Below are 22,048 nucleotides of genomic sequence, written 5' to 3' on the forward strand. Positions count from 1 at the left end.
TCATCTCCCTCTCTGTGACCATTCGTCTTTTAGTAGACGGTACATCGTCAAGTCCATAAAACGGCCGTGACTGTAAGCGTAGTCGTGTAGCAAGCCTTCCTCGGTGAAGCCGAGCTTTCGCACCAACCGATTTGACCCATCGTTCTCTGGCGCGACGAGCGCCGAGATCCGGTGAAACTTGAACTCGTCGAACCCATACCCGATGACGGCTGTCGCCGCTTCAAAGGCGACACCTCTGCGCCAATAACTAGGCGCGACTTCAAATCCGATTTCAGCCCTGAAGTATTGAGGCGTCCAGTTATGAAAGCCGATCGTCCCGACGAGTTCATCGGTCACACGGTCACAAATCGCCCATCGAATCGCTTTCCCTTGTTGGAATTGATCTTTAAAATAGGCGATGACGTTCTTCGCCTCATATACGGCAAGCAACGGATCCGATCCGTAATAGCGCATGACTTCCTCGGTCGAGAGAATCACGTAGAGTGCCCGTGCGTCCCTAGGCTCGAGTTCTCTCAGGATAAAGCGATCTGTAGCGAGCTCTGGAAAACTCTTCTTCAACCCCCACATGCTGAACCCGCCTTTCTTCTACCTTTTCTCTAATTATACCTAGTTTTCCTCAAAAACCATCATCTCAATCATCTCGACCGCTCCAACATGGCACACTCGGGACGGATTTGCTAAAATCAAATTGTAGTGACTTCGAACTGAGGGGATTAATATGTCAAAACAGTTGTTCTACATTAAACAAGACCGGGAACTACAACGTTTTACCCTTCATGGGGTGACACTGACGGATGTCGTCGAAGCGTTATCACTCGCCCGACCGATGATCATCTGTCGAACAGACATTAAAGGGATGAGACAATCATCCCGGACGAGGTTTCGCTATATCGAGGCACACGAACTCTCAACGTTCTCGACGAAATATTTGAATAACCAGACGAGTTTCACCGCCATCGATTTTCCCGACTATAATTTACTCGAGTCATTATCAGACCATGAGATTGCGGAAATATTGTTTTTGAGCCACATGGAACGAGGGCTGAAAGCGCCGTTCCTCAACTCGATTCAAAATGAGATCGCTTATTTCAACGAGTCGAACGATCGTCACAGTAGCCTCTACATAAAAGACTGGTCGACGATCAATCAGTTCTTGCAAAGCGTGCTTCAAAGTAAACTCGATCGTGATATCCGTAATATCAGCTTCGTCCCGATCCCGCTGCCTGTCATCGATGAAATCGTGGCTTTATCCCCACAAGGGCTGATTATCGATTTCGACCACACGAAACGCAGTCTGTTCAATCGACAAGTCGCCATCTCGTTTTACGTCGCCGGACGATACGAGGACATGTCTGTGCTTGAAGAAGACTTTGACGCCAAAAAAGAATCGATCGCCTTAAAAGGGCAATTGACCTATCGCCGCCGAACATGGGAAATCGAACGATTTTAAGTTCATACGTGTATGAAAGTCAAAAGAGCCTGTACAATTCAGGCTCTTTTTTGCTATTGCGCTCGTCTTTATTTCGTTCCAAATCGCTTTGTCCAACGACTTTATCGTTATTTTTAAAAATTGATAACAAATTGTCTTAATTTTTCGTTAAATTAAGTCTTTTCTTTTAACGACAGGACGGTATACTAGGAATAACCTTCTGGAGGGACGGAAGGCAATATAGAGAAAGCGAGGTGAAAATCTATTCATCTGTCGATGGATAGATCTACGAAATGGAACAACTGAAAGTACAGGGAATCTCTTCGTTCACCAAGTTTGCGACGAATGGAAACATGCTGAAATTAAAAGACGCAATTGCCGGCGAGCAGCGGATTTCGCTTCAAGAAGCGACCGATATTCAAGTCTCGATGCTCGACGAGGACCATTCGCGCTTCACTATATTCGGTCAGTCGCGCCCACTCGTGGAACTGACCCTTCCTCACCATTCTTGTGAAGTGCTATATGCATGGCTACTCCACAAATTAAAACGACAAAAAATCAAATTGGCTTCAAACGCTTAATAAAAGCGCGTCCTCATGAGGAGGGCGCGCTTTGTTCATTTCTCCGATAGATGGTGACGCCCCCATGTTTGGCGGCGCCCACGACTTGGAACAACCACTCTTTCTCGATCAACAGTGACCGTACTGTCAAAAAGTCGTCTTTCGGTACGAGCAACTCATCGATTGAGCCGTCGAGTAACGCTTTGACCTTTTGTTCCCACTCGTTCATTTTGCTTCATTCCTTTCCTTCTGTGCTTCGTTCGCCCAGGCAAATAAGTACTCACCCGTTTGAATCGCGTCGCCCGGTACGAACAGTTCCATCGGCACGTGTGCATGCGACGGAATCTCTCGATTGATTGCGAGCACGACCGGTTCACCGAGTGCTGCTTCGATGTAGTCGGAAGCAAACGTGATCACTTCATCCGCAGACATTGTTCCCTCGTTCGCAAGAGCCGCTGCATAGGCCGCGTCCATCTCATTATCTTTCAACAGAACACGTCCGTGCTCGAGCAGCGCGAACGGTGGCTTCGCGTCGACATGAAACACCTCATAGGCGCGATAGCCCGTTTCATCACATGATAGGAGCGGAACGAAACGGCGTTGTCCCGTCCATTTCTTCAATTGAAACAACGTCCGCATCGACGCAAATGACTTCGCGCCAGTCGCATCTTTTTCGACCAATATCGTCGGCGAACTCGCCGCGTCCGCTTGATCCCTTCCCATAAACAACCAACTTTCAACTTCAGACACGAGTATCAACGATTCTTCCTCCCTATAATCCATTCTGATCCGGCAATCACCGTGAACGCGACGAGCCATCCGCCCATGACGTCACTGAAATAGTGAACGTTTAAAATGACCCGACTGAACGAGACGGCTACGAGTAGCACGACGAGCACCGCGACCCAAACGGGCGAGTACTTTCGCCGGTATAAACTAAAAGCGAGCAAACCGTACAAGGCGAGCGAACCCGAGGCGTGCCCGCTCGGAAAACTATACGTCGTCGCATCGAGAGCGGCATCGATGAGCGGCCGGTCGATCCCGTACACTCGCTTCAATAGTTGAGTCACAACTAACGTCCCGATGACGACGAGCGGTAACCGGAACGCTTCAAGTTTGTCCCCGCGCCATAACCAATAAAGCATGCCGACAAAGGCAAGGGCGATCAACACCTTCACGCTGCCGAGTTCCGTCACATAGACAAACAGCGGGCCAGACAACGGCGCGACAGTCCGATAGACGAACCCGTCGAGCGAAACCGCCCCACCTAAAATGACAATCACCGAGACGATGGCGAAGCCAAGCGTCCCGGCGATTGTCATTGCTTTTGCGCGATGCATCAATATAATCCTTTGCGTCCACGCATCTCGTCTTCACCGAAATCGTTCATGTCGCGCAACCGGTGCGCGAGACGGCCCGATGCGTTAGCCGCGATCGCACCGACAAGGTCGTCCATGAACGTATGAACTTGACCGTCGTCCATCTTCGTATCGAGCTGCTTGATGATCCCGATCTTCGCTTTATCTAAGTAACCGAACGTCGTGACGGCAATCGATCCGTACGTGTTGACGGCCCCGATCGCGATCGTCTCATCGACGCCGAATAAACCTTCATCTGAAGCGACGATTGAAAGGAGCGGTTCTGACAACTGCCCTTTTTCGGCTAACATATCGAGCTCTGAACCGACGAGAATCGCGTGTTGGAGTTCGCGTTTCTCAAGGACGGCCTCAACCGACTCGATGCAGTCTTTTAATGATAAGTGTGGTGAATAGGGCGCCTGCATTTGGTAAACGATCTCTGCGATCGATTCGATCGATACGCCCCGTTCAATCAAACGGGCCCGTGCAGCCTCTGTTACGTCTCGTGAGTGTGGTACTTGTTTCATAATTGTTGCGGGCAATTACCCGCGTCACATCCCTTCATCTCGAGAAAAGCATGTCTCGAAGTACTCATTCTCTATTATACTGAAAACTTGAAAAAAAACACTAAGCCCACTTTGACTTCATTCGATAAATCGGTCATCATAAACTAGTAGACCATTCATAAAGGGGGAACTGGAATGAAGATTGGGGTAGTCTTATTTCCATCAAAACAAGTTCAAGACTTCGCCAACTCGTATCGAAAACGTTACGATACGAAGTACGCTTTGATTTCGCCACACGTGACGATCAAAGAACGTACCGAAGTCGACGAAGCCGAGTTACCAAAAGTGCTCGAGTATTTACAACAAATCGCTGAAACGACGAAGCCGATTCAGTTGAAGATCGACGGTGCCCGCTCGTTCGCGCCGACGAACAACGTCCTTTACTTAAAAGTGTTACCGACGCGCGAACTCGAAGCGCTACAAACTCGCTTACACGAAGGTGCACTCGATCAGCCTCCGAAGTACGAGTTCCTCCCGCATATCACGATCGGACAAGATTTGACCGACGCCGAGCTGTTCGATGTGCTCGAACGGATGCGGATGGAACAAGTCCATTTTGAAGAGACAATCAACCGTATGGCCGTCATGTATGAGCTCGAAAACGAAACATGGAACGTCTATGAGACGTTCCGGTTCCGAGGTTAATATTATACGCTCCGGTCGACGAAACGACCGGGGCTTTTTTCTTGTTCAGCTTCTAACCATTCTTCTTGACGCGGAATAATCCGTTGGACCCGCTGGATGCGAGTGACCGGTTCGATGTTCGCCCGTTCTGTCGGTTGGACCTGGCGATTCCCATATTGGACGACCGTAAAATCAATCTGATAAGGACCCATGATCTTCCCTCCCTCACAAGTCCTTACCCCAAACGGTTACGCTATAATACAAAAAGAGCGCATTTACGCGCCCTTTCCCAAACTTATAAAATATGGTAGCCGCTGTCGACGTGGATGACTTCTCCCGTGATGCCACTCCCCATACCCGATAACAAGAACAGACCGGTCGAGGCCACTTCTTCGGCCGAGACGTTCCGGCGCAGTGGTGCCTTTTGCTCGAGTTCAGACAAGATGCTGTTAAAGTCGCCGACACCTTTCGCCGACAACGTCCGAATCGGTCCAGCCGAAATCGCGTTGACTTGCACGCCTTGCGGGCCGTATTCGTTCGCCAAATATTTGACGCTCGAATCGAGCGCGGCCTTAGCGACACCCATCAAGTTATAGTTCGGTACGACCCGTTCCCCTCCGAGATACGTGAGCGTGATGACCGAAGCGTTCTCTGCGAAGTAAGGTTTTGCCGCCTTGACGACCGCCGTCAAACTGTACGCCGAAATATCGAGCGCTTGTGCGAACTGACCGCGCGTCATCTCCGAGAATTCACCGCGCAACGCTTCTTTATCCGCGAAAGCGATTGAATGCGCAATCCCCTGAATCAGACCGACTTGCTCATGGATCGAACGGAACGTCGTGTCGATCGCTTCATCGTTCGTCACATCACACTCAAGCAACAGTGCTTCTTGGCTCAATTCAGCAGCGAGTGATTCGAGACCTGACTTGAAACGTTCAGACGCATAAGTGAGCACGAGCTTCGCTCCTGCCGCGTCGAGCGTTTTCGCGATCGCCCAAGCGATCGAGCGTTTATTGGCAATCCCCATGACGACGTACGTCTTGTTCGTTAACGTTGGATAAATTGACATTGTGAACTCCCCTTTTTAGTACCTGGTTATAACATCTGTTATCAGATTACAGAATGGTGTCTGTTTTGTCAACCGCCTCGTAACGTATTGCGATTTTTTATAGTTACGGTAAGATAAACTACGTATAGAAAGGGTGAGACGACTTCATCATGAACCACATTCAATCTTATTTAAAAAGTTTAGACACGACACTTCTGACAATCGTCTTTTTCTTGATGGTCATCAGCCTTGGTGCCATCTACACGGCACAACCGATGTTGCCAACTCGTTTACAACATATTAACTTCGCCTTCGATCAAGGAATCCGTTACATCATCGGATTCGTTGCCATGTTTGCCATCATGACAATCGAATACGAGCAGTTGCGAAAAATTCATTGGTATCTCTATTCCTTTGGTTTATTGCTTTTAGTTGGCTTAATTCCGCTCCGGGATACCACACTCGTTCCAAATATTAATGGGGCGTATGGATGGTACAATGTGCCTGGTTTCAGTTTTCAACCAGCTGAATTTATGAAGTTGTTTTTACTTATTTCCATGGCCACAATCGTCTACGACCACAATAAACGTTACGGTTCGTCTCAACAGGATGCGTGGCTGTTAATGAAACTAGTATTACTCGCCATCCCACCTCTTGGGCTGATTGTCACGCAACCAGACTTAGGGACCGGGCTTGTTTTAATCACGATGCTCGGTGCCATCATCATCGTGTCAGGGATCGGTTGGAAATGGTTGCTCGGCCTATTTAGCGCTGCCGCCGTGACAATCGGTGGGTTCATGTACTTGTTTTTCTCGCATTTCGAGGTGCTTCAAAGCTTCGTTCCGGGCCACGCCTTGAATCGTTTCCAAGCATGGATTTACCCATATGAGTACTCTGACGATTTAGCGTTCCAGTTGATCAAATCGCTTCAAGCCATCGGTTCTGGTCAAATGTTCGGAACTGGCTATGGTCAAGGTTTAGTCTATCTACCAGAGTCGCAGACCGATTTTATTTTCGCCGTCATCGCTGAGCATTATGGTTTTATCGGTGCAGCAATCGTGATTATCGTCTTCTTCTTGTTCTTGTACCGGATGATTCATATCGCGCTCGAAGCGAGCAGTCCGTTCGGAAGTTACATCGTGACCGCCGTCATCGCCATGTTCACGTTCCAGATCTTCCAAAATATCGGAATGACAATCGGTGTCCTCCCGATCACCGGCCTAACCTTGCCATTCATCAGTTACGGGGGTACCGGGATCATCATGAACATGATTGCCATCGGGCTCGTCATGAACGTCGCCTCAAAATCAAAAACGTATATGTTTGACGACGATTGAAAACAGCCCCGCACTCATTTGAGCGCGGGGCTATGTTTTGTTCACTCGTGTTCAAGTTGAAAGTCGTCGGGGTAAGCCGCTTCGATTACAATACTCTTCCCTGTCAACGGATGATCGAACGCGGCAGACGAGCTGTGAAGCGCGTGACGGGCGAGCACGGGACGTCCGCCATACATGGTATCCCCGAGTAACGGATGACCGATGTGGCGCATGTGGACGCGTATCTGATGGGTCCGTCCGGTCTCGAGTTGAATCGTCAACGCCGCATAGTCACCTTGCGACTCGACGTGACGGACGTGTGTGACGGCTCGTTGCCCGTCGTCTGTGACGACGCGTTCCATGATCGAGTGTTCGGCCCGACCAATCGGCGCATCAATCGTCTGTCGTTCGACCAATCCTTCGACGAGGGCGATATACGTCCGGGACAAACCACCTCGCTTTTGAAGTTCGCTGAAGCGATGGTGCACGTACGCATATTTAGCGAACAAGACGACACCAGACGTATCCCGGTCGAGCCGATTGATCACATGAATCGCCGAGTGCAATCCAATTCGTTCATAGTAACCGAGCACAGCGTTCGCAAGCGTGTCGTCAGGATGAAGCCGAGACGGGATCGTCGCGATGCCTGCCGGCTTATCGACGGCGAGCAAATAGTCGTCCTCGTAGATGACCGTGAGCGGACGCCGCGAACGGACCATCGTTTCCGCTGGCTGCTCAAGCGGAAAATGAACCGTCACTTCATCGCCGCTCGACACATCAAAGCGAACAGTCCGCGGCTCCCCGTTCACTAAGATGAGGCCACCGTGTTTGACTTGCGTCAACATCTTGCGTGAGATGCCACAATCCCCCATCAAAAAATCGCGCAGCGGGACGTTCGTCTCCGCGACACGACGTAATGTAAAACCGTACATATGTTACTTCCCTTCCTCGATGAACGATTCGCGCACCCGACGCCAAAATGGGAACGGGCGGAACCGGGCGAACGTCACTTTTTCTCTCGCGACCGCGCAACGGATCGACTGGACGTTCGACCACGACAGTGCTTCCTGATGGTCGAACGCGAGCTCAAACTCCGTTTTCGTGTGCGGTTTGATTTTGACTTGGTGGTGCTTCGGCAACAACAGTGGTGAGCCGATCGTCCGGTAGACGAGATTATTGATCGACGCCATCTCGGTCACTTGGATCGCCTCGATCGATGGATGGACGATCGCACCGCCGAGCGCTTTATTATAGGCGGTCGAGCCGGACGGTGTCGAGATGCAAAGCCCGTCTCCGCGGAACGTTTCAAAGTAATCGTCACGGATCGACAAGTCACACACGAGCGTGCGCTTGTAATTTTTAATCGTACACTCGTTCATCGCCAACTGCCGCTCCGTCGTCCCGTCCTCATAGTCGATCAACACTTCGACGAGCGGATAAGATACCGGTTCGAACGATTCGCTCGTGATCATCTCTGTCAATTCATCGAGCTCGTCCGGCTGCCAGTCCGCGTAAAAACCGAGATGGCCCGTATGGATGCCGACGAGAAGCGTGTCGTCTAGCCGGTCGACATATTCATGGAACGCCTGTAGCATCGTCCCGTCCCCACCGACCGAAACGACGATCCGAGGTTGTTCCGAGACGGAATGTCCCGCCTCGGTCAACTTGTCTGTCAACTCACGCGCGATTTCCGCGGAACGCGCATCTCCCCTTGACACAATCGCAAACTGCATACACTCACCCCCCTAGTCTTGGTCCGTTTGGACGTTCATTTCTTTATCACGAAACACTTGCTGCGCATCTTGAATCTCGACGCGGAGCTGACTCATCTCAGCATCGAGCAAAAACGCCGCCTCCGCGGCCCGGCGCAGCCGTTCTTGGACTTCTTGCGGCATGTCGCCATCGTATTTATAGTTCAACGAGTGCTCGATTGTCGCCCAAAAGTTCATCGCGAGCGTCCGGACTTGGACTTCGACGAGCGTCGGGAATTCCCCGTGGATCGTCTGGACCGGGTATTCGATGATGATGTGATACGATCGATAACCCGATTTTTTTTGATTCGTGATGTAGTTCCGTTCCTCTACGATTTTAAAGTCGGTCCGGTGGTGCAACAGCTCGAGGACCTGCACGATATCATCCACAAATTGACACATGATTCGAAGCCCGGCGATGTCTTGCATCTCGGTCGACAAGTGATCATAGGCGATCTGTTTTCGTTTCGCTTTCTCGAGGATGCTTCCGACCGGCTTGACCCTGCCGGTAACAAACTCGATTGGAGAATGATCATTTTGCGAGTTGTATTGCTTACGGATCGCTTTAAACTTCACTTTCAGTTCATCGACCGCAATTTGATACGGCACTAAAAATTGATCCCAGTCCACTGATTGCATATGCTGTCACCACTTTCGTTCGTTTCGGAAAACCTTGCATTTTTCCGTATGTATCCGATTGTATGGTATCATAAACGAACAATTGTTCATAGAATGGAGCGATGACGAATGACCCAAGAAGTGGAAATTGAGTTTAAATCGATGCTGACGAAAGATGAGTATGAGACGTTGCTCGAATCGTATCAGTTATCCGACCAAGTCAAATGGCAAGCCAACGATTATTTCGATACACCCACGTTTGAACTGCGCAACCAAGGCGCGGCCTTGCGCATCCGTGAGAAGAAGACCGGTCAAGTTTTGACGCTCAAACAACCGCACGATGTCGGACTGCTCGAGACGCATGCACCGATCAATGAAGAAGCGGCGGAAAATTTGTTCAAGTACGGCATCGTCCACGACGAACAGATGAAACAAGCCCTCGCCACGTTCAATTTGACCGGACCGCTCGAGCATTTGGGCCGGCTCGAGACGAAGCGTGCTGAAATCGAGACGGCAGACGGTCTGCTCGTGCTCGATGAAAGTCATTATTTGGAGATTTGTGATTACGAAATAGAATTCGAAGTGACGGACGAAACGGCAGGCCGAATCGCGTTTGAACAGCTGCTCTCGAGCCACAATATCCCGTTACGTCCGGCCAAAAATAAAATCGTCCGATTCATGGAAGAAAAGATGAGACGGAGTGAAGGTTGAGCAGATACGTTGCCAACCTTTTTTTTTCGTTGCTACAATGAGCATACGATATAGTTGATTTTGTTTACGAGAGGAGGCGACACAATGGAACTTGAACAATGTAATGAGTCATCCTGTTCACTGGAAGAATCTTCTATCCAAGTAACATATAAGCCATTAGAGTTATTCTATTTCATGGACATCTCTGATCCCGACGGTTTCCACGTGATGACACTCATTAAAAAACTCGAGCTCGAATACGGACACTTGATTCGTTTTCGGATGGTCTCGACAGTTCCTAGTTGTGTTGGCGGATGTCAGGAAGAGGTTCGCCTTCTCACGATGATCAAGGCTATGGAATTACAAGGAAAACGCCATGCGATGCGTTTTTTGCGTCACCTTCATATTAACGACGCCTTTACGAAGGACGCTTCTAACGATGCCGACCTGTGGGAGATTGCGCGCTCTTACGCCGGATACGGGCTCGATATCGATGAGTTGGCGGCAGATATGCAGTCGGATCAACTCTTGAGCGCCCTCGCTGTCGACCATCAAATATTAAAAGACTGGGAAATCGAATCACTTCCTGCCATGACGTTCGTCACCCGTGACGAGGCGCTCAAAATCGAAGGCGTCTATCCTTACGACGTGTACCAAGCCGTTATGAGTGAACTGCTCGGATACGTACCGAATCGGCAAACCGGTTGGAACGTTGAAAAAGTGTTACGTCACTACGACGCCTCGACAATCACTGAGCTCGCGTTCATCTTAGAGCTCGACAAGCCGATCATCGAACGGGAACTGAAAAAACTGTCGCTCCAGCAACGTTGCCGCCCTGTCCCCGGCTGCAGCGGTCAAGCATGGGCCACACAAAAATAAACGGATACAAAAAGAAACCCACGGCCGGGGAGCCGTGGGTTTTTGACGTCTCAAGCGGGGACAAGAGACGCCGATCTTAACACCCGGGGAAGGTGTCAAGACGGGAGAAAGTTTACGGTCAATAAAGGGGTTTGTGATTGATTTCACACTTATAATATAACCATAGGCTCGCCTGTTGACAAGCACTTTGTTCATATTGTCACATAATGTTCACGCACGTGCACGCTTACGAAAACAGGAGTGATTCCATTTCATCGAGGACGGATTCAAACTGATCGAGCGCTGCTAACACAGGTGCTTTCGTCGTCATGTCGACACCGGCTGCCTTCAACACCTCGATCGGGTAATCACTCGATCCGGCTTTTAAGAACTTATCGATATAACGTTTAACGGCAGGCTCGCCTTCGTCCATGATTTGTTGCGACAACGCCGCTGACGCCGAAATTCCTGTCGCATACTGATATACATAGTAGTTGTAGTAGAAGTGCGGGATACGGGCCCACTCGAACGCGATCTCTTCGTCGATGACGATGTCGTCGCCGAAGTAACGCTTGTTCAACTCAAGATACGTCTCGTTCAAGTATTCTGGTGTGAGCGAGATGCCATCTTGGGCCGCTTGATGGATCTTATGTTCGAACTCAGCGAACATCGTCTGACGGAACAGCGTCCCCCGGAACGTCTCGAGTTGATTGTTGAGCAAGTAAAGGCGCTCGGCTTTGTCCGTCCGTGTCTTCAACAAATAGTCGTTCAAGAGCGCCTCATTCGTCGTCGAGGCGACTTCTGCCACGAAAATCGAATAGTCCCCATACGGGTACGGTTGCGTGGCACGCGTGTAGTGACTGTGTACCGAATGACCGAACTCGTGGGCAAGCGTGAACAAGTTGTTCACGTTGTCTTGCCAGTTCATCAAGATGAACGGTTGCGTGTCGTACGCGCCAGACGAATAGGCACCGCTACGTTTGCCGCGTGTCTCCCGGACGTCGACCCAACGTGAATCGAGACCGTCTTTGACGATTTGGACGTACTCGTCCCCGAGTGGAGCCAGACCTTGGACCATGAGCTCTTTCGCTTCTTCATAAGGCACTTTCATCTCGACGTCTTTGACGAGTGGCGTGTATAGGTCATACATATGCACTTCGTCTACACCGAGCGCTCGTTTACGAAGCGCGACATAACGGTGCAACAGATCGAGCCGTTCATTCACCGCTTCAACGAGTCCATCGTATACCGATTCAGGAATCGAGTTGTTGTGGAGTGCCGATTGACGCGCGCTCTCAAACTTGCGAACCGTCGCATAAAAGTTGTCCTTCTTCACGCTTCCAGACAGAGTTGACGCGAACGTGTTCAAGTATTGTTTGTACGTCCCATACATCGCTTTGAAAGCCGTCTCACGCACGCTGCGGTCTGCCGACTCTAAAAACGTAATGTAACGTCCGTGTGTCAGTTCGACTTCTTCTCCTTGCTCATTCTTCACTTTAGGAAATTTCAAATCGGCGTTGTTGAGCATGCCGAACGTCGAGCTCGATTGTCCGAGCACGTCGCCGGCTTGGGCGAGGATCGCTTCTTCCGCTTCCGTCAAGACGTGGGGCCGCTCTTGCGCCAACTCATCGAACGCATGACGGTAGACGGTCAACCCTTCGTGGCCGTCCATGAACGCCGTGATCTCACTTTCATCGATGGCGAGCAGTTCTGGTGTCATGAAGGCGAGTTGAGCCGAAATTTGAGCGGCGAGTGACCCGGCACGGTCGTTCAGCGCCTGATAATGGCTGTTGGCCGTATCTTCGTCATAGCGCATATGGGCGTATGTATACAGCTTATGCAGTTGACGCGAGATCTCGTCACGGAGCTGCAGCGCCGCGTAAAGTGTCTCGGCCGATTCCCCGAGTTTCCCTTTGAATTCAACGAGTTCAGGGATTCGGGCTTTGAGTGTCTCAAAGTCTTGCTCCCACGCTTTGTCGTCTGCATAGATGGTTTCTAAGTTCCACGTCTCCTCGACGGGTACTTGTTGTCGTGTTAGTACTTCTGACATATGTCCACTTCCTTTTCTCAGTTTATATACGATTTCGCCATGAATCGCTGAAACCCTTGAAACAAACGAATATCGTCACGAAGTGCTGCTTCGAGCGTGACCGGGACTTGCCAGTCGATGACATACTCTGACAAGCCGAATACGTTCAAGAGTTGTCTCCATTGTAACTGAAACGAAGAAACAAAGTCGCTTGTCGGGGTCGCGTTGAACTGGCGGCATGTCTTCTCGATGCTCCAAGCGAGCGAATCCTCAGGAGCTTCCCGTCGATTTAAATACAAGACCGTTTGAAATTCGAACGGATGAACATGAACACCCCACAGCGCCGGGAGCGGCAAATAACAGACCGTCGGCAATAGCGACGGTAACATGCCGAGCGGATAGAGACGATTCAAGATCAGCCGTCTGAAGAGCGGCGTCGGATAAGGCGGCGTCATACGCTTACGCCGCACAAGTTGAATCCATCGGTGCGCATCAAATCGATAAAACGGCTCAAACGGCGAGACGTCAAAAGATGTCGCCGGCACCCACGTGCCTTGTGCCCGTCTGAGCGAGATCGGACACCCGACGAACCGGTACAACGCGTTCTTGACCGGAACGATCAGCGTACACCGCCGCGCGATCTCACACCTCATCCACGGTGAGAAGGACGGCACCGGTTCAAGACGTAATCCGCTCGCGATCCAGATGACGGCAAGACCGTTTCGCTCATAGTGTCTCGTCCGTTCTACGTAAGAATCGACTGCTAGCGGTGAGGACTGTATTTCGACGACGAACGACGCCCCGGCTTTTGTCGCGATTAAGTCAGCCCGTCTCCCGTTAAGGTCCACTTCTTGCTCGACATCATATCCGCCCGCCTGCAGCCATTGTCTGACGCCCCATTTATCGGTTCGGTGACCAGCCGACTCTCCGCTCCCACACGTTTGAACGTGAGAAAAATGGAGCCTCCGTTTCGCTCCTCGTTTTACAATGACCCGTTCTCCGCACTGCGGACATGAAAAAGGGGCAGCCGGTTCGATTTGCCTCCGACTCAACGTATGGGCATCCACGTACTCCCCTGTCTGATCGATTGCGAACCGCATCCCGCTTCCCCCTCATAATAATGGTGAAAACATTCGTGCCAAAGATTCAACGAGTTTGATGAAATAAGATCGTTCTGCGAACGCGCCCAACTCCAACTCGTGAGACCCTTCAAAATCTTTGTAGATGTCTTGCTTGAGCTGATGAACCGAGTTCGTGTTGTACAGCAGTGCGTTCACTTCAAAATTGAGATGAAAACTACGGAAGTCCATGTTCGCCGTCCCGATCGTCGCTAGACCGTCATCGATGACGATGACTTTCGAGTGCATGAATCCTTCCTCGTACAAATAAATCTTAACGCCAGCGCTGAGCAAATCCTCATAATAAGATCGGCTCGCATAGAAGACGATTTTATGGTCCGGGAAGCTCGGTAAGACGATGCGGACATCGATCCCCGACAAAGAAGCCGTCTTCAACGCACTCATAATATCCTCGTCAGGAATTAAGTACGGTGACGAGATGTATACCGATTTTTTTGCGGCGTTGATGAGCGCGAAATAAATCGACTTCATCGTCTCGTACGGCTCGTCCGGTCCGCTGGCGACGATTTGAACACCGCCGCTCGCGCTCCGCACCGTCTCGAGCGGCTCTAGGTAGAACGGTGTGAACAAGCGCTCACCCGTCATATAGTACCAGTCTTGCAGGAAAATCAGCTGCAGTTCCGATACCCCTTCCCCTCTGACGTATAGATGCGTGTCACGCCAAAATCCGAACTTCGTATGCTCTCCTAAATACTCGTCCCCGACGTTCAAACCGCCCGTGAACGCTTCTGTCCCGTCGATGACGACAATCTTCCGGTGGTTCCGATAATTCGTTTTACTCGAGACGAGCGGTAAGACGACGGGAAAGAACGCCTGCACGTGGACACCAGCTTGTCGCATCTCTTCGAAAAAAGAACTGCTCGTATGAATCGACCCGACCGCATCATACAAAAACCGGACCTCGACCCCAGACCGCGCTTTTTCGATCAAAATCCGTTGAATTTCCCGAGAAATACGATCTTCCCGGAAAATGTAGTACTCGAGGTGAATGTGACGCGTCGCCCCGTTCAAGGCTGGCAATAGTTTCGAAAACTTTTCTTTTCCGTTTGTGAGGATTTGTGTATACGTATTCGACGAGACGGGTAATTGATTCAATGAAGACGTTAAGTGGAGCAACTTCTCGTAATCATCGTGCGGAAACACGAGCGATGGCGAGAGTGTCATCGCTTTTTGCCGATAAGCGAGATACGTTTCTTCATCCAACATCGCCTTCTCATTGAACATGCGTCTCCGCCGATAGTTTTGACCGAAGACGAAGTATGCGAATAAACCGACGACCGGAAATCCGAGCATGACGATTGCCCAGATGAGCGTTCGTTGCGGATTACGGTTCTCGAGCAAGATGACGAGCAGGATGCTAAACGTCGTCAGAAAGACGAGGATCGAGAACAGCCCAATCACTTGCGAGCTCCAGTAATAAGATAATACGGCAATGAGCCCTGCGAGCAAAAGAAGGGATAATAGTACTTGTATGCGTCGCAACATATTATAAACTGACCCCGTTTCTGTCATGTATTATTATTAATTATACATCGGAACGATATCTTTTTGAGGGAGTGGAGAAAATATGGGAACTTTTCTAGTAACGGGGGCGACGAGCGGCATCGGTCGTGCGGTCTCCTTACGGTTGGCAGAAGAAGGACACGACGTCTTAGGCGTCGGACGTGATGAGACGAGAGGTGCGGCACTAGAACTCGAATCGGATAACACCATCACGTTCCTGAAATGTGATTTATCTCAAGCTGACGAGGTCGAGGCACTCATGGACCGCCTCGCAGCCGATCAAGTCGTCCTGCACGGATTATTCAATAACGCCGCGACGTTCGGTCGCCCCGGTACGCCTGAACGGTTGCCAGCCTCTGCTTTTGACGAAGTGTTCGAACTGAACGTGTTGGCGACAAACCGCCTCATTCAACGCGCAATCCCGCTCCTCGCGACCGGTTCTAGCGTGGTCAACAACGCAGCGATCGTCGGACACGTCAAATTCCCGCCGATGCTTGGTCCATACGCCGCTTCGAAAGCGGCCGTCATCGCCTTGACGAAGACGTTCGCCCACCGGATGAAAGGAAAGATTCGTTTCAACGCCGTCTGCTTCGGACCAGTCGATACGCCGCTCAGCCATAAGCTGTACGGCGGCGAGGCAAAATTCAAAGACGCGATGAGCCACCATTTCCGCGGGAACGCCGCTTCACCGGAAGAAGTCGCACCGGTCGTCACGTTCTTGCTAAGTGATGCGTCGAGCTATATTAACGGCCAAGCCATCACCATCGATGGTGGTTACAGCCTGTCTTGAACGCGAAAAGGGGTCGTCTACGAATTAGACGGCCCCTTTCGCTTTTGTGCGAACAGCTATATATTATGCCTTGATTTTCCTCGCTTGCATCATCTGGGTCGTCAAGAACGCCTTTTCGCGCGGATGCAAATCATCCCATGCGAGCACGTCTTCAATGTAATCGACGAATTCTTCAAACGTGTCGTGATGCGTTGGATGAGCGCGCAGGCGTCCGATCCGGATCGCCTCGAAAATCGACGCCATCACGAAAATGTCATGGCTCGCGTACGTTTTGATCGGCGCGAGCGCCTCGAATAACGTCGCTTCCATCGCTTTCCGTTTGATGTGCCAATCACTCTTACCGTTTGAGAAGACGAAATCCCCTTCCGGAAGTTCGCTCAATTCCCGTAAGATATCCCCGATATAGTGAATCGCATGAATCGCCGTGTTCGGGTCGTTAATCCCCGGTGATACTCCTTTAAGGGCGATCTCACTCAATTTTTCAATGACGAACGCCGGGTCTTGGATCGATGAACGGACCTCGCCGATTTGAAACACATCTTTGTCGAGAGCGTCATCCCCTAGCCAATATCCGAGAATATCTCCTTCCGCCACAAAGTCGCCGACCGCGACGACCGATTCGAAACTGATGTCGTGATCTTCTTGTTTCTCGCTCGAGAACAATTGAACATAGCCGGTCCGCGAGGCGTACACCGCTTGCCCTGTTTCGAACGTATGGACCGATCGTTTCAGCACGATGCTCACCTTTCCGTCTTCGACCGCTTGCTTCTGTTTTACGATGACGGATAATGCTTCTCGATGTAAGGACGATAACAGGCGTTCAGCTTGAATCGAGACGCTAATCGTCTGAATGAACTTGACGAACGCCCAGATCGAACTGACGACTAATACGACGCTGACACCTGAGGCGAGGACGGCGTCCTCTTCCGATGTCCGAATGAGAAATAAATTCGTGATCCCGTATACAGTCGTCATGATGAAAATACCGAGCGTATGTTTCGAAGCCGAGTTCGTTAAAAAGTTATTGATTGTACGGGGCGAGAATTGAGATGAATACGTCGTCAGCACGACTAAAATCGTCGAGAAACTGAACGTCATCATCGTCATGAGACTCGTGAACGACGACGAAAGGACGGAAGCGGCTGAATCCTGATCCAAATAAATGATTTTTGGCAACAGTTCGCGGAAAAAGCTACCGAAGTATTGCGTCAGAAACGTTAATACGATACCGCCTGTCCCATACAAAAACGGGACGAACCACGTACTGTCTGACAACATCAATTGTAAACGCTTGAACATCAAGTCACCTCTTCATATGTATCAATTAGTAAAAAAGTCGCCTGTCCGTTTGAACAGGCGATTCGAGTTTAAAAATAGTGGCGTACTTTCGAGAACACGTCGCCGTCGAGAATTGGTTTACCGTACTCCTCGAGCATAGCGAGGGTTTGCGTACTGAACGACAAATATTCGGCTAAAAGACTGAGGACGTTCTCTTCTTCTTCCGGCTCCATCTCGTCCGGGAAGTCAATCCACAAGTAGTAACGGTTTTCATAATGGAATAACTTGAGGGTGACGTTATCCAACGTATCACCGGCCCGTTTGCTCAGAGCGATAATGGCCTCAAAGTCATCCGTATCCATGGCTAACGGAGCCCACGCCTCCGGTTCAGTTTCGACTTCATCGAGTTCACTCAACTGGTCAAGGACAGACTGTTGATCACGCGCTTCGTCGATTGCGTTGCGCAAGAGCGAGCCGAGTTCTGCGTCGTCTTCTGTGTCGATCACATTTTTGGCGATCGTGACAGTCACTTCAAGCCCTTTTTCAAACGCTTGTACTTGTATCCATAGTGGACCATCGAACGAGATATCTTCCCGTTCGTGCGCTTCGTCCATCATCTGCCAGAACAGCTGCTCACCACGTTCTCGGTTGTACCAAATTTCATCCCGGGCGAATCCGCGTTTCTCGATATCGACATAAGTGATGAAAAACTTGACGGTATTGTCATTGATGCGCTCAATTTTCACGATTGTCCACTCCCTTCTGACCTCACTCCTACTTCTTAAGGAGGAGAGGGGAAATTGTCTTGTTATCATAGTACCCTTTTTTTCACCTGTCAATCTATTGATGATGGGGTGTGTATCACTATTTTATCGGAAAAACGAGATAATAAAAAGCACACTGCTTGGACAGTATGCTTCCTCACTCGTTGACGAGTCGTTGCGCTTCTTGAAGTTGGAACGTACGAACTTTACGAGGCAAGAACCGACGAATCTCATCTTCGTTATATCCGACTTGAAGGCGTTTTTCATCAATCAAAATCGGACGGCGAAGGAGGCCCGGATATTCTTGAATCAAATCGTACAACTGCTGAAGCGAAAGTGCGTCGACCGATACATCAATTTTCGAGAAAACTTTTGAGCGGGTTGAGATGATCTCATCTGTGCCGTCTTCTGTCATGCGTAAAATCTGTTTAATCTCATTGAGTGAGAGTGGTTCTGAGAATATGTTTCGTTCTGTAAATGGGATATCATGCTCTTCGAGCCAAGCCCGTGCTTTTCGGCACGATGTACAGCTCGGAGACGTATAAAGTGTGACCATGTTCGTTCCTCCCTGATCAAATGTTCGTCCATTTTTTCGTGACTCTTCTTGTATACCCAAAATCTCGTTCACGTAATTATAATAATTCTTATTTACTGAAACTTCAATGATATTCTTTCTCATCCGGGGAAGAAAAGAGGACGCATTCAGAAGAATGCGACCTTGATCGACCGTTCTACGAAGCTGGAATCCGAGAAACCGGTTGTGACACCGTTTCTTTCCCTGGCTTCACTTGCAAGTCTTTCAATTTCTTCTTGAGCACTTCTTTTAACAGTTTCTTTTTCTGTTGCAGTACTTTGTCACGCTCTTTCATGGTCTCTCACCCCCCATGGACGAAAGGAAAAACCAACCATTACTGTATCTGAAAATCTTAAAGTTGCACTAATCTATAGTTAAATTATAGCACATCCTATTGAAAAATGTTGAACAATCTCGTAAAAAATCATGATTTCACACGTTCCAAATTTGCATTTACTTATCCATTCCCGTATAGTTAATAGAAATAATCTTTGAAATCACCAAGGAGGAGAGCACGAATGAGAATCACGTTAGAAACGATCATGCAGCATCACGTCACCCAGAAATACTTGACACGATCTGGATTAAAACATGCCGTCGACGTCTGTGAACGCGCTCTCGAATTGGCGACACGACGAGGACTCGACACCGATCTAGCAACGAAGGCTGCACTGCTCCACGACATCGGTCATTACGAATGGTACACCGAAGGCAAGTGGAACTATGACTTGTATCGTCAAAACGATATCCACGCCATCAAAGGCGCGGAACGCGCGCATAAACTGTTGATCCGGCTCGGAGAAGACCCGGCTCGGGCCAAGGAAATTTCCGTCATGATCCTGCTTCATACGGATTCTTACCTTCCGCCTAGCCGCATCCAACGGACCCCGCTCCAACAACTCGTCCATGATGCCGACACGTTCGTCGAACAACCGGGCGGCCTTCACCATTATGAAACAATGGAGATTGAAGATGCGCTTGCTCGCGTCCGCTCCATCGATGCCGTCGTCGAGCGTCTCTCGAACTTGCCGCGCATCTCAAACGCTTAACACCGTCCGGGTCTCCCACGGTGTTAAGCGTTTGAGCAAAAAAGCCCCGAATCCAATTGGATTCGGGGCTTTTCGTATTAGACGAGCTGGGCTTTATACGCCTCATATTCTGCGTCTGTGAGCGAAACATAGTGACCTGGTTCGACTTCACGAAGCGCAGGGATACTCGAATCTTCATCCGATCGTCCGACAGCACCAAGTGAGCCAGACTCGTAGACGATCCGCTTACGTGTCCGTTCGTGTTCTGGGTCCGGAAGCGGGATCGCAGACAAGAGCGATTTCGTATAGGCGTGAATCGGGTTCTCGTACAGGCGCTCTGCCGATGCAAGCTCGACGAGATGACCTTGGTACATAACGCCGATCCGGTCTGAGATATACTTGACCATCGACAAATCATGGGCGATGAACAAGTACGTGAGATCGCGGTCCCGTTGCAACTCTTTCATCAAGTTGACGACTTGAGCTTGGATCGACACGTCGAGTGCCGAGATCGGCTCGTCGGCGATGATGAACTCCGGTTCAACAGCGAGTGCCCGGGCAATCCCGATCCGCTGACGCTGTCCGCCTGAGAATTCGTGTGGATAACGGCTCGCGTGCTCTTTCGTGAGGCCGACCGTCTCGAGGAGGTCGTATACACGGTTCATCCGTTCTTCATTCGTCTTGGCAAGGCTGTGGATATCGATGCCTTCGGCGATGATGTCAGCGACCGTCATCCTCGGGTTGAGCGACGCATACGGATCTTGGAAGATCATCTGCATAGCCCGGTTGAATTTCAACTTCTCAGCCTTATTCTTTTTCCCGTGGACGTTCTCACCTTTGAAAAGAACATCCCCGTCTGTTGCATCGTAAAGGCCGATGATCGTACGGCCTGTCGTCGATTTACCGCAACCCGACTCTCCAACGAGGCCGAGCACTTCACCTTTGTAAATATCGAACGAGATGCCGTCGACCGCTTTAACGACGCGGCCTCGACCAATGTTAAAGTGCTGCTTCAGGTCTCGTACTTCTAGTAATTTCTCACGTTCCATTATTCAGCACCACCTTTCAAAATCGATTTTGCGAACGCGCTGTCAGGACGATACTTGAGCGCGAGCTCACGAATCGCTCGCGGCGGCGTCACTTGCGGTGCTTGTGGATGTAAGAGCCAGCTCGCTGCATAGTGTGTATCGCTAATTTGGAACATCGGTGGTTCTTTCTCGAAATCAATCTTCATCGCATACGGATTACGCGGTGCGAACGCGTCGCCTTTCGGCGGGTCAAGCAAGTTAGGCGGAGTGCCTGGGATGGCCGGGAGCGCTTCGTTCGGATCGTCGGTCGGACGCGGCATCGATCCGAGCAGTCCCCAAGCGTACGGGTGACGCGGCTCATAGAAGATTTCATCAACCGTTCCTCTTTCGACGATTTTACCGGCGTACATGACGGCGACACGGTCAGCCATGTTCGCGACGACACCGAGGTCGTGCGTGATGAAGATGATAGCCGTACCCGTTTTTTGCTGAATGTCTTTCAACAATTCTAAAATCTGAGCTTGGATCGTCACGTCGAGTGCTGTCGTCGGCTCATCGGCAATCAACACTTTCGGGTTACATGCGAGCGCGATCGCGATGACGATCCGTTGGCGCATCCCGCCTGAAAGTTGGTGCGGATATTGTTTAAGACGTGCCTCTGGGTTCGGGATCCCAACGAGCGTGAGCAATTCGAGCGTACGCTTCTTCGCATCTTCACCTGTCAATCCCTGGTGTTGCTTCAATCCTTCGGCAATCTGTTTGAAGATTGTCATCGTCGGGTTGAGTGACGTCATCGGATCTTGGAAGATCATCGCGATGTCGCGGCCGCGGATTTTCAACATTTCTTTTTCTGACAACTTCGCCAAGTCTTTTCCTTCGAACAAAATTTCTCCGTTCGTGATCTCACCTGGCGGGTTCGGAATGAGACGCATGATCGCTTTCGATGTGACGGATTTACCAGAACCCGATTCACCAACGATTGCGAGTGTCTCGCCTTTTTTCAAATCAAACGATACGTTGCGGACGGCTTGTACCGTTCCGGCATACGTATGGAACGAGACTGCTAAGTCTCGGACAGATAAAATCGTTTCCATGCA

General features: G+C 50.3%; 27 protein-coding genes. 8 read left to right on the forward strand and 19 right to left on the reverse strand.

What is annotated here, in order from left to right; genetic code table 11:
• Positions 1-567 carry a GNAT family N-acetyltransferase gene (locus EVJ26_RS01625; RefSeq protein ID WP_131457267.1) on the reverse strand — a complete coding sequence of 189 codons (567 nt, stop codon included), beginning with the start codon at positions 565-567 and terminating at the stop codon, positions 1-3.
• A 151-nt stretch (positions 568-718) separates the two neighbouring features.
• Between EVJ26_RS01625 and EVJ26_RS01630 the strand changes: the two genes are divergently transcribed.
• Both EVJ26_RS01630 and EVJ26_RS01635 read left to right on the forward strand, forming a co-directional pair.
• Positions 719-1,450 carry a hypothetical protein gene (locus EVJ26_RS01630; RefSeq protein ID WP_070327614.1) on the forward strand — a complete coding sequence of 244 codons (732 nt, stop codon included), beginning with the start codon at positions 719-721 and terminating at the stop codon, positions 1,448-1,450.
• A gap of 272 nt (positions 1,451-1,722) precedes the next feature.
• On the forward strand, positions 1,723-2,010 hold the full coding sequence (locus EVJ26_RS01635; protein ID WP_070327615.1) for a hypothetical protein: 288 nt from the start codon (positions 1,723-1,725) through the stop codon (positions 2,008-2,010).
• A 13-nt stretch (positions 2,011-2,023) separates the two neighbouring features.
• On the opposite strand, the gene EVJ26_RS01640 is transcribed toward EVJ26_RS01635, so the two are convergent.
• Genes EVJ26_RS01640 through EVJ26_RS01655 form a run of 4 tightly spaced genes read right to left on the reverse strand, consistent with a single transcriptional unit; the run spans position 2,024 to position 3,874 of the window.
• Positions 2,024-2,218 (reverse strand): hypothetical protein, encoded by a 195-nt coding sequence (locus EVJ26_RS01640; RefSeq protein WP_131457269.1) that lies wholly within the window; start codon positions 2,216-2,218, stop codon positions 2,024-2,026.
• Entirely contained in the window at positions 2,215-2,748 is a 534-nt protein-coding gene (locus EVJ26_RS01645; RefSeq protein WP_131457271.1) for a hypothetical protein, read from the reverse strand. Before EVJ26_RS01645 ends, EVJ26_RS01640 begins: the two co-directional genes overlap by 4 nt.
• A complete protein-coding gene (locus EVJ26_RS01650; protein WP_131457273.1) occupies positions 2,745-3,329 on the reverse strand; it encodes a phosphatase PAP2 family protein in 585 nt (194 codons plus the stop codon). Before EVJ26_RS01650 ends, EVJ26_RS01645 begins: the two co-directional genes overlap by 4 nt.
• Positions 3,329-3,874: a phosphatidylglycerophosphatase A family protein gene (locus EVJ26_RS01655; protein WP_131457381.1), complete on the reverse strand. Its 546-nt coding sequence runs from the start codon at positions 3,872-3,874 to the stop codon at positions 3,329-3,331. Before EVJ26_RS01655 ends, EVJ26_RS01650 begins: the two co-directional genes overlap by 1 nt.
• Before the next feature lie 174 nt (positions 3,875-4,048).
• On the opposite strand from EVJ26_RS01655, the gene EVJ26_RS01660 reads away from it, so the two are divergent.
• Positions 4,049-4,558, forward strand: a complete 510-nt coding sequence (locus EVJ26_RS01660) for a YjcG family protein (RefSeq protein WP_071399504.1) — start codon at positions 4,049-4,051, stop codon at positions 4,556-4,558.
• A 2-nt stretch (positions 4,559-4,560) separates the two neighbouring features.
• Here EVJ26_RS01660 and EVJ26_RS01665 read toward each other — a convergent pair whose 3' ends face one another.
• The gene (locus EVJ26_RS01665; RefSeq protein ID WP_016510315.1) at positions 4,561-4,749 is read right to left on the reverse strand and encodes a hypothetical protein; all 189 of its coding nucleotides are present in this window, start codon (positions 4,747-4,749) and stop codon (positions 4,561-4,563) included.
• Between the two features lie 83 nt (positions 4,750-4,832).
• On the reverse strand, positions 4,833-5,606 hold the full coding sequence (fabI, locus tag EVJ26_RS01670; RefSeq protein WP_071399503.1) for an enoyl-ACP reductase FabI: 774 nt from the start codon (positions 5,604-5,606) through the stop codon (positions 4,833-4,835).
• A gap of 149 nt (positions 5,607-5,755) precedes the next feature.
• Between fabI and EVJ26_RS01675 the strand changes: the two genes are divergently transcribed.
• Positions 5,756-6,922, forward strand: a complete 1,167-nt coding sequence (locus EVJ26_RS01675) for an FtsW/RodA/SpoVE family cell cycle protein (RefSeq protein ID WP_070327622.1) — start codon at positions 5,756-5,758, stop codon at positions 6,920-6,922.
• A gap of 41 nt (positions 6,923-6,963) precedes the next feature.
• Here the strand turns inward: EVJ26_RS01675 and EVJ26_RS01680 are convergent, their stop codons facing one another.
• The 3 genes from EVJ26_RS01680 to yjbM are packed head-to-tail and all read right to left on the reverse strand — an operon-like array spanning position 6,964 to position 9,291.
• Positions 6,964-7,833: an RluA family pseudouridine synthase gene (locus tag EVJ26_RS01680; protein WP_131457275.1), complete on the reverse strand. Its 870-nt coding sequence runs from the start codon at positions 7,831-7,833 to the stop codon at positions 6,964-6,966.
• A 3-nt stretch (positions 7,834-7,836) separates the two neighbouring features.
• Positions 7,837-8,634 (reverse strand): NAD kinase, encoded by a 798-nt coding sequence (locus EVJ26_RS01685; RefSeq protein ID WP_070327624.1) that lies wholly within the window; start codon positions 8,632-8,634, stop codon positions 7,837-7,839.
• A 12-nt stretch (positions 8,635-8,646) separates the two neighbouring features.
• Complete coding sequence (gene yjbM / locus EVJ26_RS01690; protein WP_131457277.1) at positions 8,647-9,291, reverse strand: GTP diphosphokinase; 645 nt, start codon at positions 9,289-9,291, stop codon at positions 8,647-8,649.
• A gap of 108 nt (positions 9,292-9,399) precedes the next feature.
• On the opposite strand from yjbM, the gene EVJ26_RS01695 reads away from it, so the two are divergent.
• Both EVJ26_RS01695 and EVJ26_RS01700 read left to right on the forward strand, forming a co-directional pair.
• Positions 9,400-9,981, forward strand: coding sequence for a CYTH domain-containing protein (locus EVJ26_RS01695; protein WP_201738309.1), 582 nt, complete (start codon positions 9,400-9,402; stop codon positions 9,979-9,981).
• Positions 9,982-10,314: 333 nt separating this feature from the next.
• Positions 10,315-10,839 carry a DsbA family protein gene (locus EVJ26_RS01700; RefSeq protein WP_236633983.1) on the forward strand — a complete coding sequence of 175 codons (525 nt, stop codon included), beginning with the start codon at positions 10,315-10,317 and terminating at the stop codon, positions 10,837-10,839.
• Between the two features lie 226 nt (positions 10,840-11,065).
• Here the strand turns inward: EVJ26_RS01700 and pepF are convergent, their stop codons facing one another.
• Genes pepF through cls form a run of 3 tightly spaced genes read right to left on the reverse strand, consistent with a single transcriptional unit; the run spans position 11,066 to position 15,471 of the window.
• Complete coding sequence (gene pepF / locus EVJ26_RS01705; RefSeq protein ID WP_131457279.1) at positions 11,066-12,868, reverse strand: oligoendopeptidase F; 1,803 nt, start codon at positions 12,866-12,868, stop codon at positions 11,066-11,068.
• Positions 12,869-12,885: 17 nt separating this feature from the next.
• On the reverse strand, positions 12,886-13,947 hold the full coding sequence (locus tag EVJ26_RS01710) for a competence protein CoiA (protein WP_131457281.1): 1,062 nt from the start codon (positions 13,945-13,947) through the stop codon (positions 12,886-12,888).
• Positions 13,948-13,959: 12 nt separating this feature from the next.
• On the reverse strand, positions 13,960-15,471 hold the full coding sequence (cls, locus tag EVJ26_RS01715; protein ID WP_131457283.1) for a cardiolipin synthase: 1,512 nt from the start codon (positions 15,469-15,471) through the stop codon (positions 13,960-13,962).
• An 82-nt stretch (positions 15,472-15,553) separates the two neighbouring features.
• Between cls and EVJ26_RS01720 the strand changes: the two genes are divergently transcribed.
• Positions 15,554-16,279, forward strand: coding sequence for an SDR family NAD(P)-dependent oxidoreductase (locus tag EVJ26_RS01720; RefSeq protein ID WP_131457286.1), 726 nt, complete (start codon positions 15,554-15,556; stop codon positions 16,277-16,279).
• Positions 16,280-16,342: 63 nt separating this feature from the next.
• Here the strand turns inward: EVJ26_RS01720 and EVJ26_RS01725 are convergent, their stop codons facing one another.
• From EVJ26_RS01725 to EVJ26_RS14430, 4 genes are all read right to left on the reverse strand, one after another.
• Positions 16,343-17,578: a DUF2254 domain-containing protein gene (locus EVJ26_RS01725; protein ID WP_131457288.1), complete on the reverse strand. Its 1,236-nt coding sequence runs from the start codon at positions 17,576-17,578 to the stop codon at positions 16,343-16,345.
• A gap of 68 nt (positions 17,579-17,646) precedes the next feature.
• The gene (mecA, locus tag EVJ26_RS01730) at positions 17,647-18,303 is read right to left on the reverse strand and encodes an adaptor protein MecA (protein ID WP_131457290.1); all 657 of its coding nucleotides are present in this window, start codon (positions 18,301-18,303) and stop codon (positions 17,647-17,649) included.
• A 175-nt stretch (positions 18,304-18,478) separates the two neighbouring features.
• Positions 18,479-18,877 carry a transcriptional regulator SpxA gene (gene spxA / locus EVJ26_RS01735; RefSeq protein ID WP_015881217.1) on the reverse strand — a complete coding sequence of 133 codons (399 nt, stop codon included), beginning with the start codon at positions 18,875-18,877 and terminating at the stop codon, positions 18,479-18,481.
• Between the two features lie 175 nt (positions 18,878-19,052).
• Positions 19,053-19,190 carry a hypothetical protein gene (locus EVJ26_RS14430; protein ID WP_167331259.1) on the reverse strand — a complete coding sequence of 46 codons (138 nt, stop codon included), beginning with the start codon at positions 19,188-19,190 and terminating at the stop codon, positions 19,053-19,055.
• Between the two features lie 223 nt (positions 19,191-19,413).
• Here EVJ26_RS14430 and EVJ26_RS01740 point away from each other — a divergent pair, with 223 nt between their 5' ends.
• Entirely contained in the window at positions 19,414-19,944 is a 531-nt protein-coding gene (locus EVJ26_RS01740) for an HD domain-containing protein (RefSeq protein WP_131457292.1), read from the forward strand.
• A gap of 77 nt (positions 19,945-20,021) precedes the next feature.
• Here EVJ26_RS01740 and EVJ26_RS01745 read toward each other — a convergent pair whose 3' ends face one another.
• Both EVJ26_RS01745 and EVJ26_RS01750 read right to left on the reverse strand, forming a co-directional pair.
• Entirely contained in the window at positions 20,022-20,972 is a 951-nt protein-coding gene (locus EVJ26_RS01745) for an ABC transporter ATP-binding protein (protein WP_131457294.1), read from the reverse strand.
• On the reverse strand, positions 20,972-22,045 hold the full coding sequence (locus tag EVJ26_RS01750) for an ABC transporter ATP-binding protein (protein ID WP_071399491.1): 1,074 nt from the start codon (positions 22,043-22,045) through the stop codon (positions 20,972-20,974). The genes EVJ26_RS01745 and EVJ26_RS01750 overlap by 1 nt, the downstream gene beginning before the upstream one ends.
• Positions 22,046-22,048: the final 3 nt, after the last annotated feature.

It is taken from the genome of Exiguobacterium sp. SH3S1 (genome assembly GCF_004337105.1).
In the GTDB taxonomy this organism is placed as follows: domain Bacteria; phylum Bacillota; class Bacilli; order Exiguobacteriales; family Exiguobacteriaceae; genus Exiguobacterium; species Exiguobacterium aurantiacum_A.

Coding starts and splice junctions, on each gene's coding strand:
- EVJ26_RS01625 (WP_131457267.1), bottom strand. CDS start 567: ATGTGGGGGTTGAAGAAGAGTTTTCCAGAGCTCGCTACAGATCGCTTT.
- EVJ26_RS01630 (WP_070327614.1), top strand. CDS start 719: ATGTCAAAACAGTTGTTCTACATTAAACAAGACCGGGAACTACAACGT.
- EVJ26_RS01635 (WP_070327615.1), top strand. CDS start 1,723: ATGGAACAACTGAAAGTACAGGGAATCTCTTCGTTCACCAAGTTTGCG.
- EVJ26_RS01640 (WP_131457269.1), bottom strand. CDS start 2,218: ATGAACGAGTGGGAACAAAAGGTCAAAGCGTTACTCGACGGCTCAATC.
- EVJ26_RS01650 (WP_131457273.1), bottom strand. CDS start 3,329: ATGCATCGCGCAAAAGCAATGACAATCGCCGGGACGCTTGGCTTCGCC.
- EVJ26_RS01655 (WP_131457381.1), bottom strand. CDS start 3,874: ATGAAACAAGTACCACACTCACGAGACGTAACAGAGGCTGCACGGGCC.
- EVJ26_RS01660 (WP_071399504.1), top strand. CDS start 4,049: ATGAAGATTGGGGTAGTCTTATTTCCATCAAAACAAGTTCAAGACTTC.
- EVJ26_RS01665 (WP_016510315.1), bottom strand. CDS start 4,749: ATGGGTCCTTATCAGATTGATTTTACGGTCGTCCAATATGGGAATCGC.
- fabI (WP_071399503.1), bottom strand. CDS start 5,606: ATGTCAATTTATCCAACGTTAACGAACAAGACGTACGTCGTCATGGGG.
- EVJ26_RS01675 (WP_070327622.1), top strand. CDS start 5,756: ATGAACCACATTCAATCTTATTTAAAAAGTTTAGACACGACACTTCTG.
- EVJ26_RS01680 (WP_131457275.1), bottom strand. CDS start 7,833: ATGTACGGTTTTACATTACGTCGTGTCGCGGAGACGAACGTCCCGCTG.
- EVJ26_RS01685 (WP_070327624.1), bottom strand. CDS start 8,634: ATGCAGTTTGCGATTGTGTCAAGGGGAGATGCGCGTTCCGCGGAAATC.
- yjbM (WP_131457277.1), bottom strand. CDS start 9,291: ATGCAATCAGTGGACTGGGATCAATTTTTAGTGCCGTATCAAATTGCG.
- EVJ26_RS01695 (WP_201738309.1), top strand. CDS start 9,400: ATGACCCAAGAAGTGGAAATTGAGTTTAAATCGATGCTGACGAAAGAT.
- EVJ26_RS01700 (WP_236633983.1), top strand. CDS start 10,315: ATGGAATTACAAGGAAAACGCCATGCGATGCGTTTTTTGCGTCACCTT.
- pepF (WP_131457279.1), bottom strand. CDS start 12,868: ATGTCAGAAGTACTAACACGACAACAAGTACCCGTCGAGGAGACGTGG.
- EVJ26_RS01710 (WP_131457281.1), bottom strand. CDS start 13,947: ATGCGGTTCGCAATCGATCAGACAGGGGAGTACGTGGATGCCCATACG.
- cls (WP_131457283.1), bottom strand. CDS start 15,471: ATGTTGCGACGCATACAAGTACTATTATCCCTTCTTTTGCTCGCAGGG.
- EVJ26_RS01720 (WP_131457286.1), top strand. CDS start 15,554: ATGGGAACTTTTCTAGTAACGGGGGCGACGAGCGGCATCGGTCGTGCG.
- EVJ26_RS01725 (WP_131457288.1), bottom strand. CDS start 17,578: ATGTTCAAGCGTTTACAATTGATGTTGTCAGACAGTACGTGGTTCGTC.
- spxA (WP_015881217.1), bottom strand. CDS start 18,877: ATGGTCACACTTTATACGTCTCCGAGCTGTACATCGTGCCGAAAAGCA.
- EVJ26_RS14430 (WP_167331259.1), bottom strand. CDS start 19,190: ATGAAAGAGCGTGACAAAGTACTGCAACAGAAAAAGAAACTGTTAAAA.
- EVJ26_RS01740 (WP_131457292.1), top strand. CDS start 19,414: ATGAGAATCACGTTAGAAACGATCATGCAGCATCACGTCACCCAGAAA.
- EVJ26_RS01745 (WP_131457294.1), bottom strand. CDS start 20,972: ATGGAACGTGAGAAATTACTAGAAGTACGAGACCTGAAGCAGCACTTT.
- EVJ26_RS01750 (WP_071399491.1), bottom strand. CDS start 22,045: ATGGAAACGATTTTATCTGTCCGAGACTTAGCAGTCTCGTTCCATACG.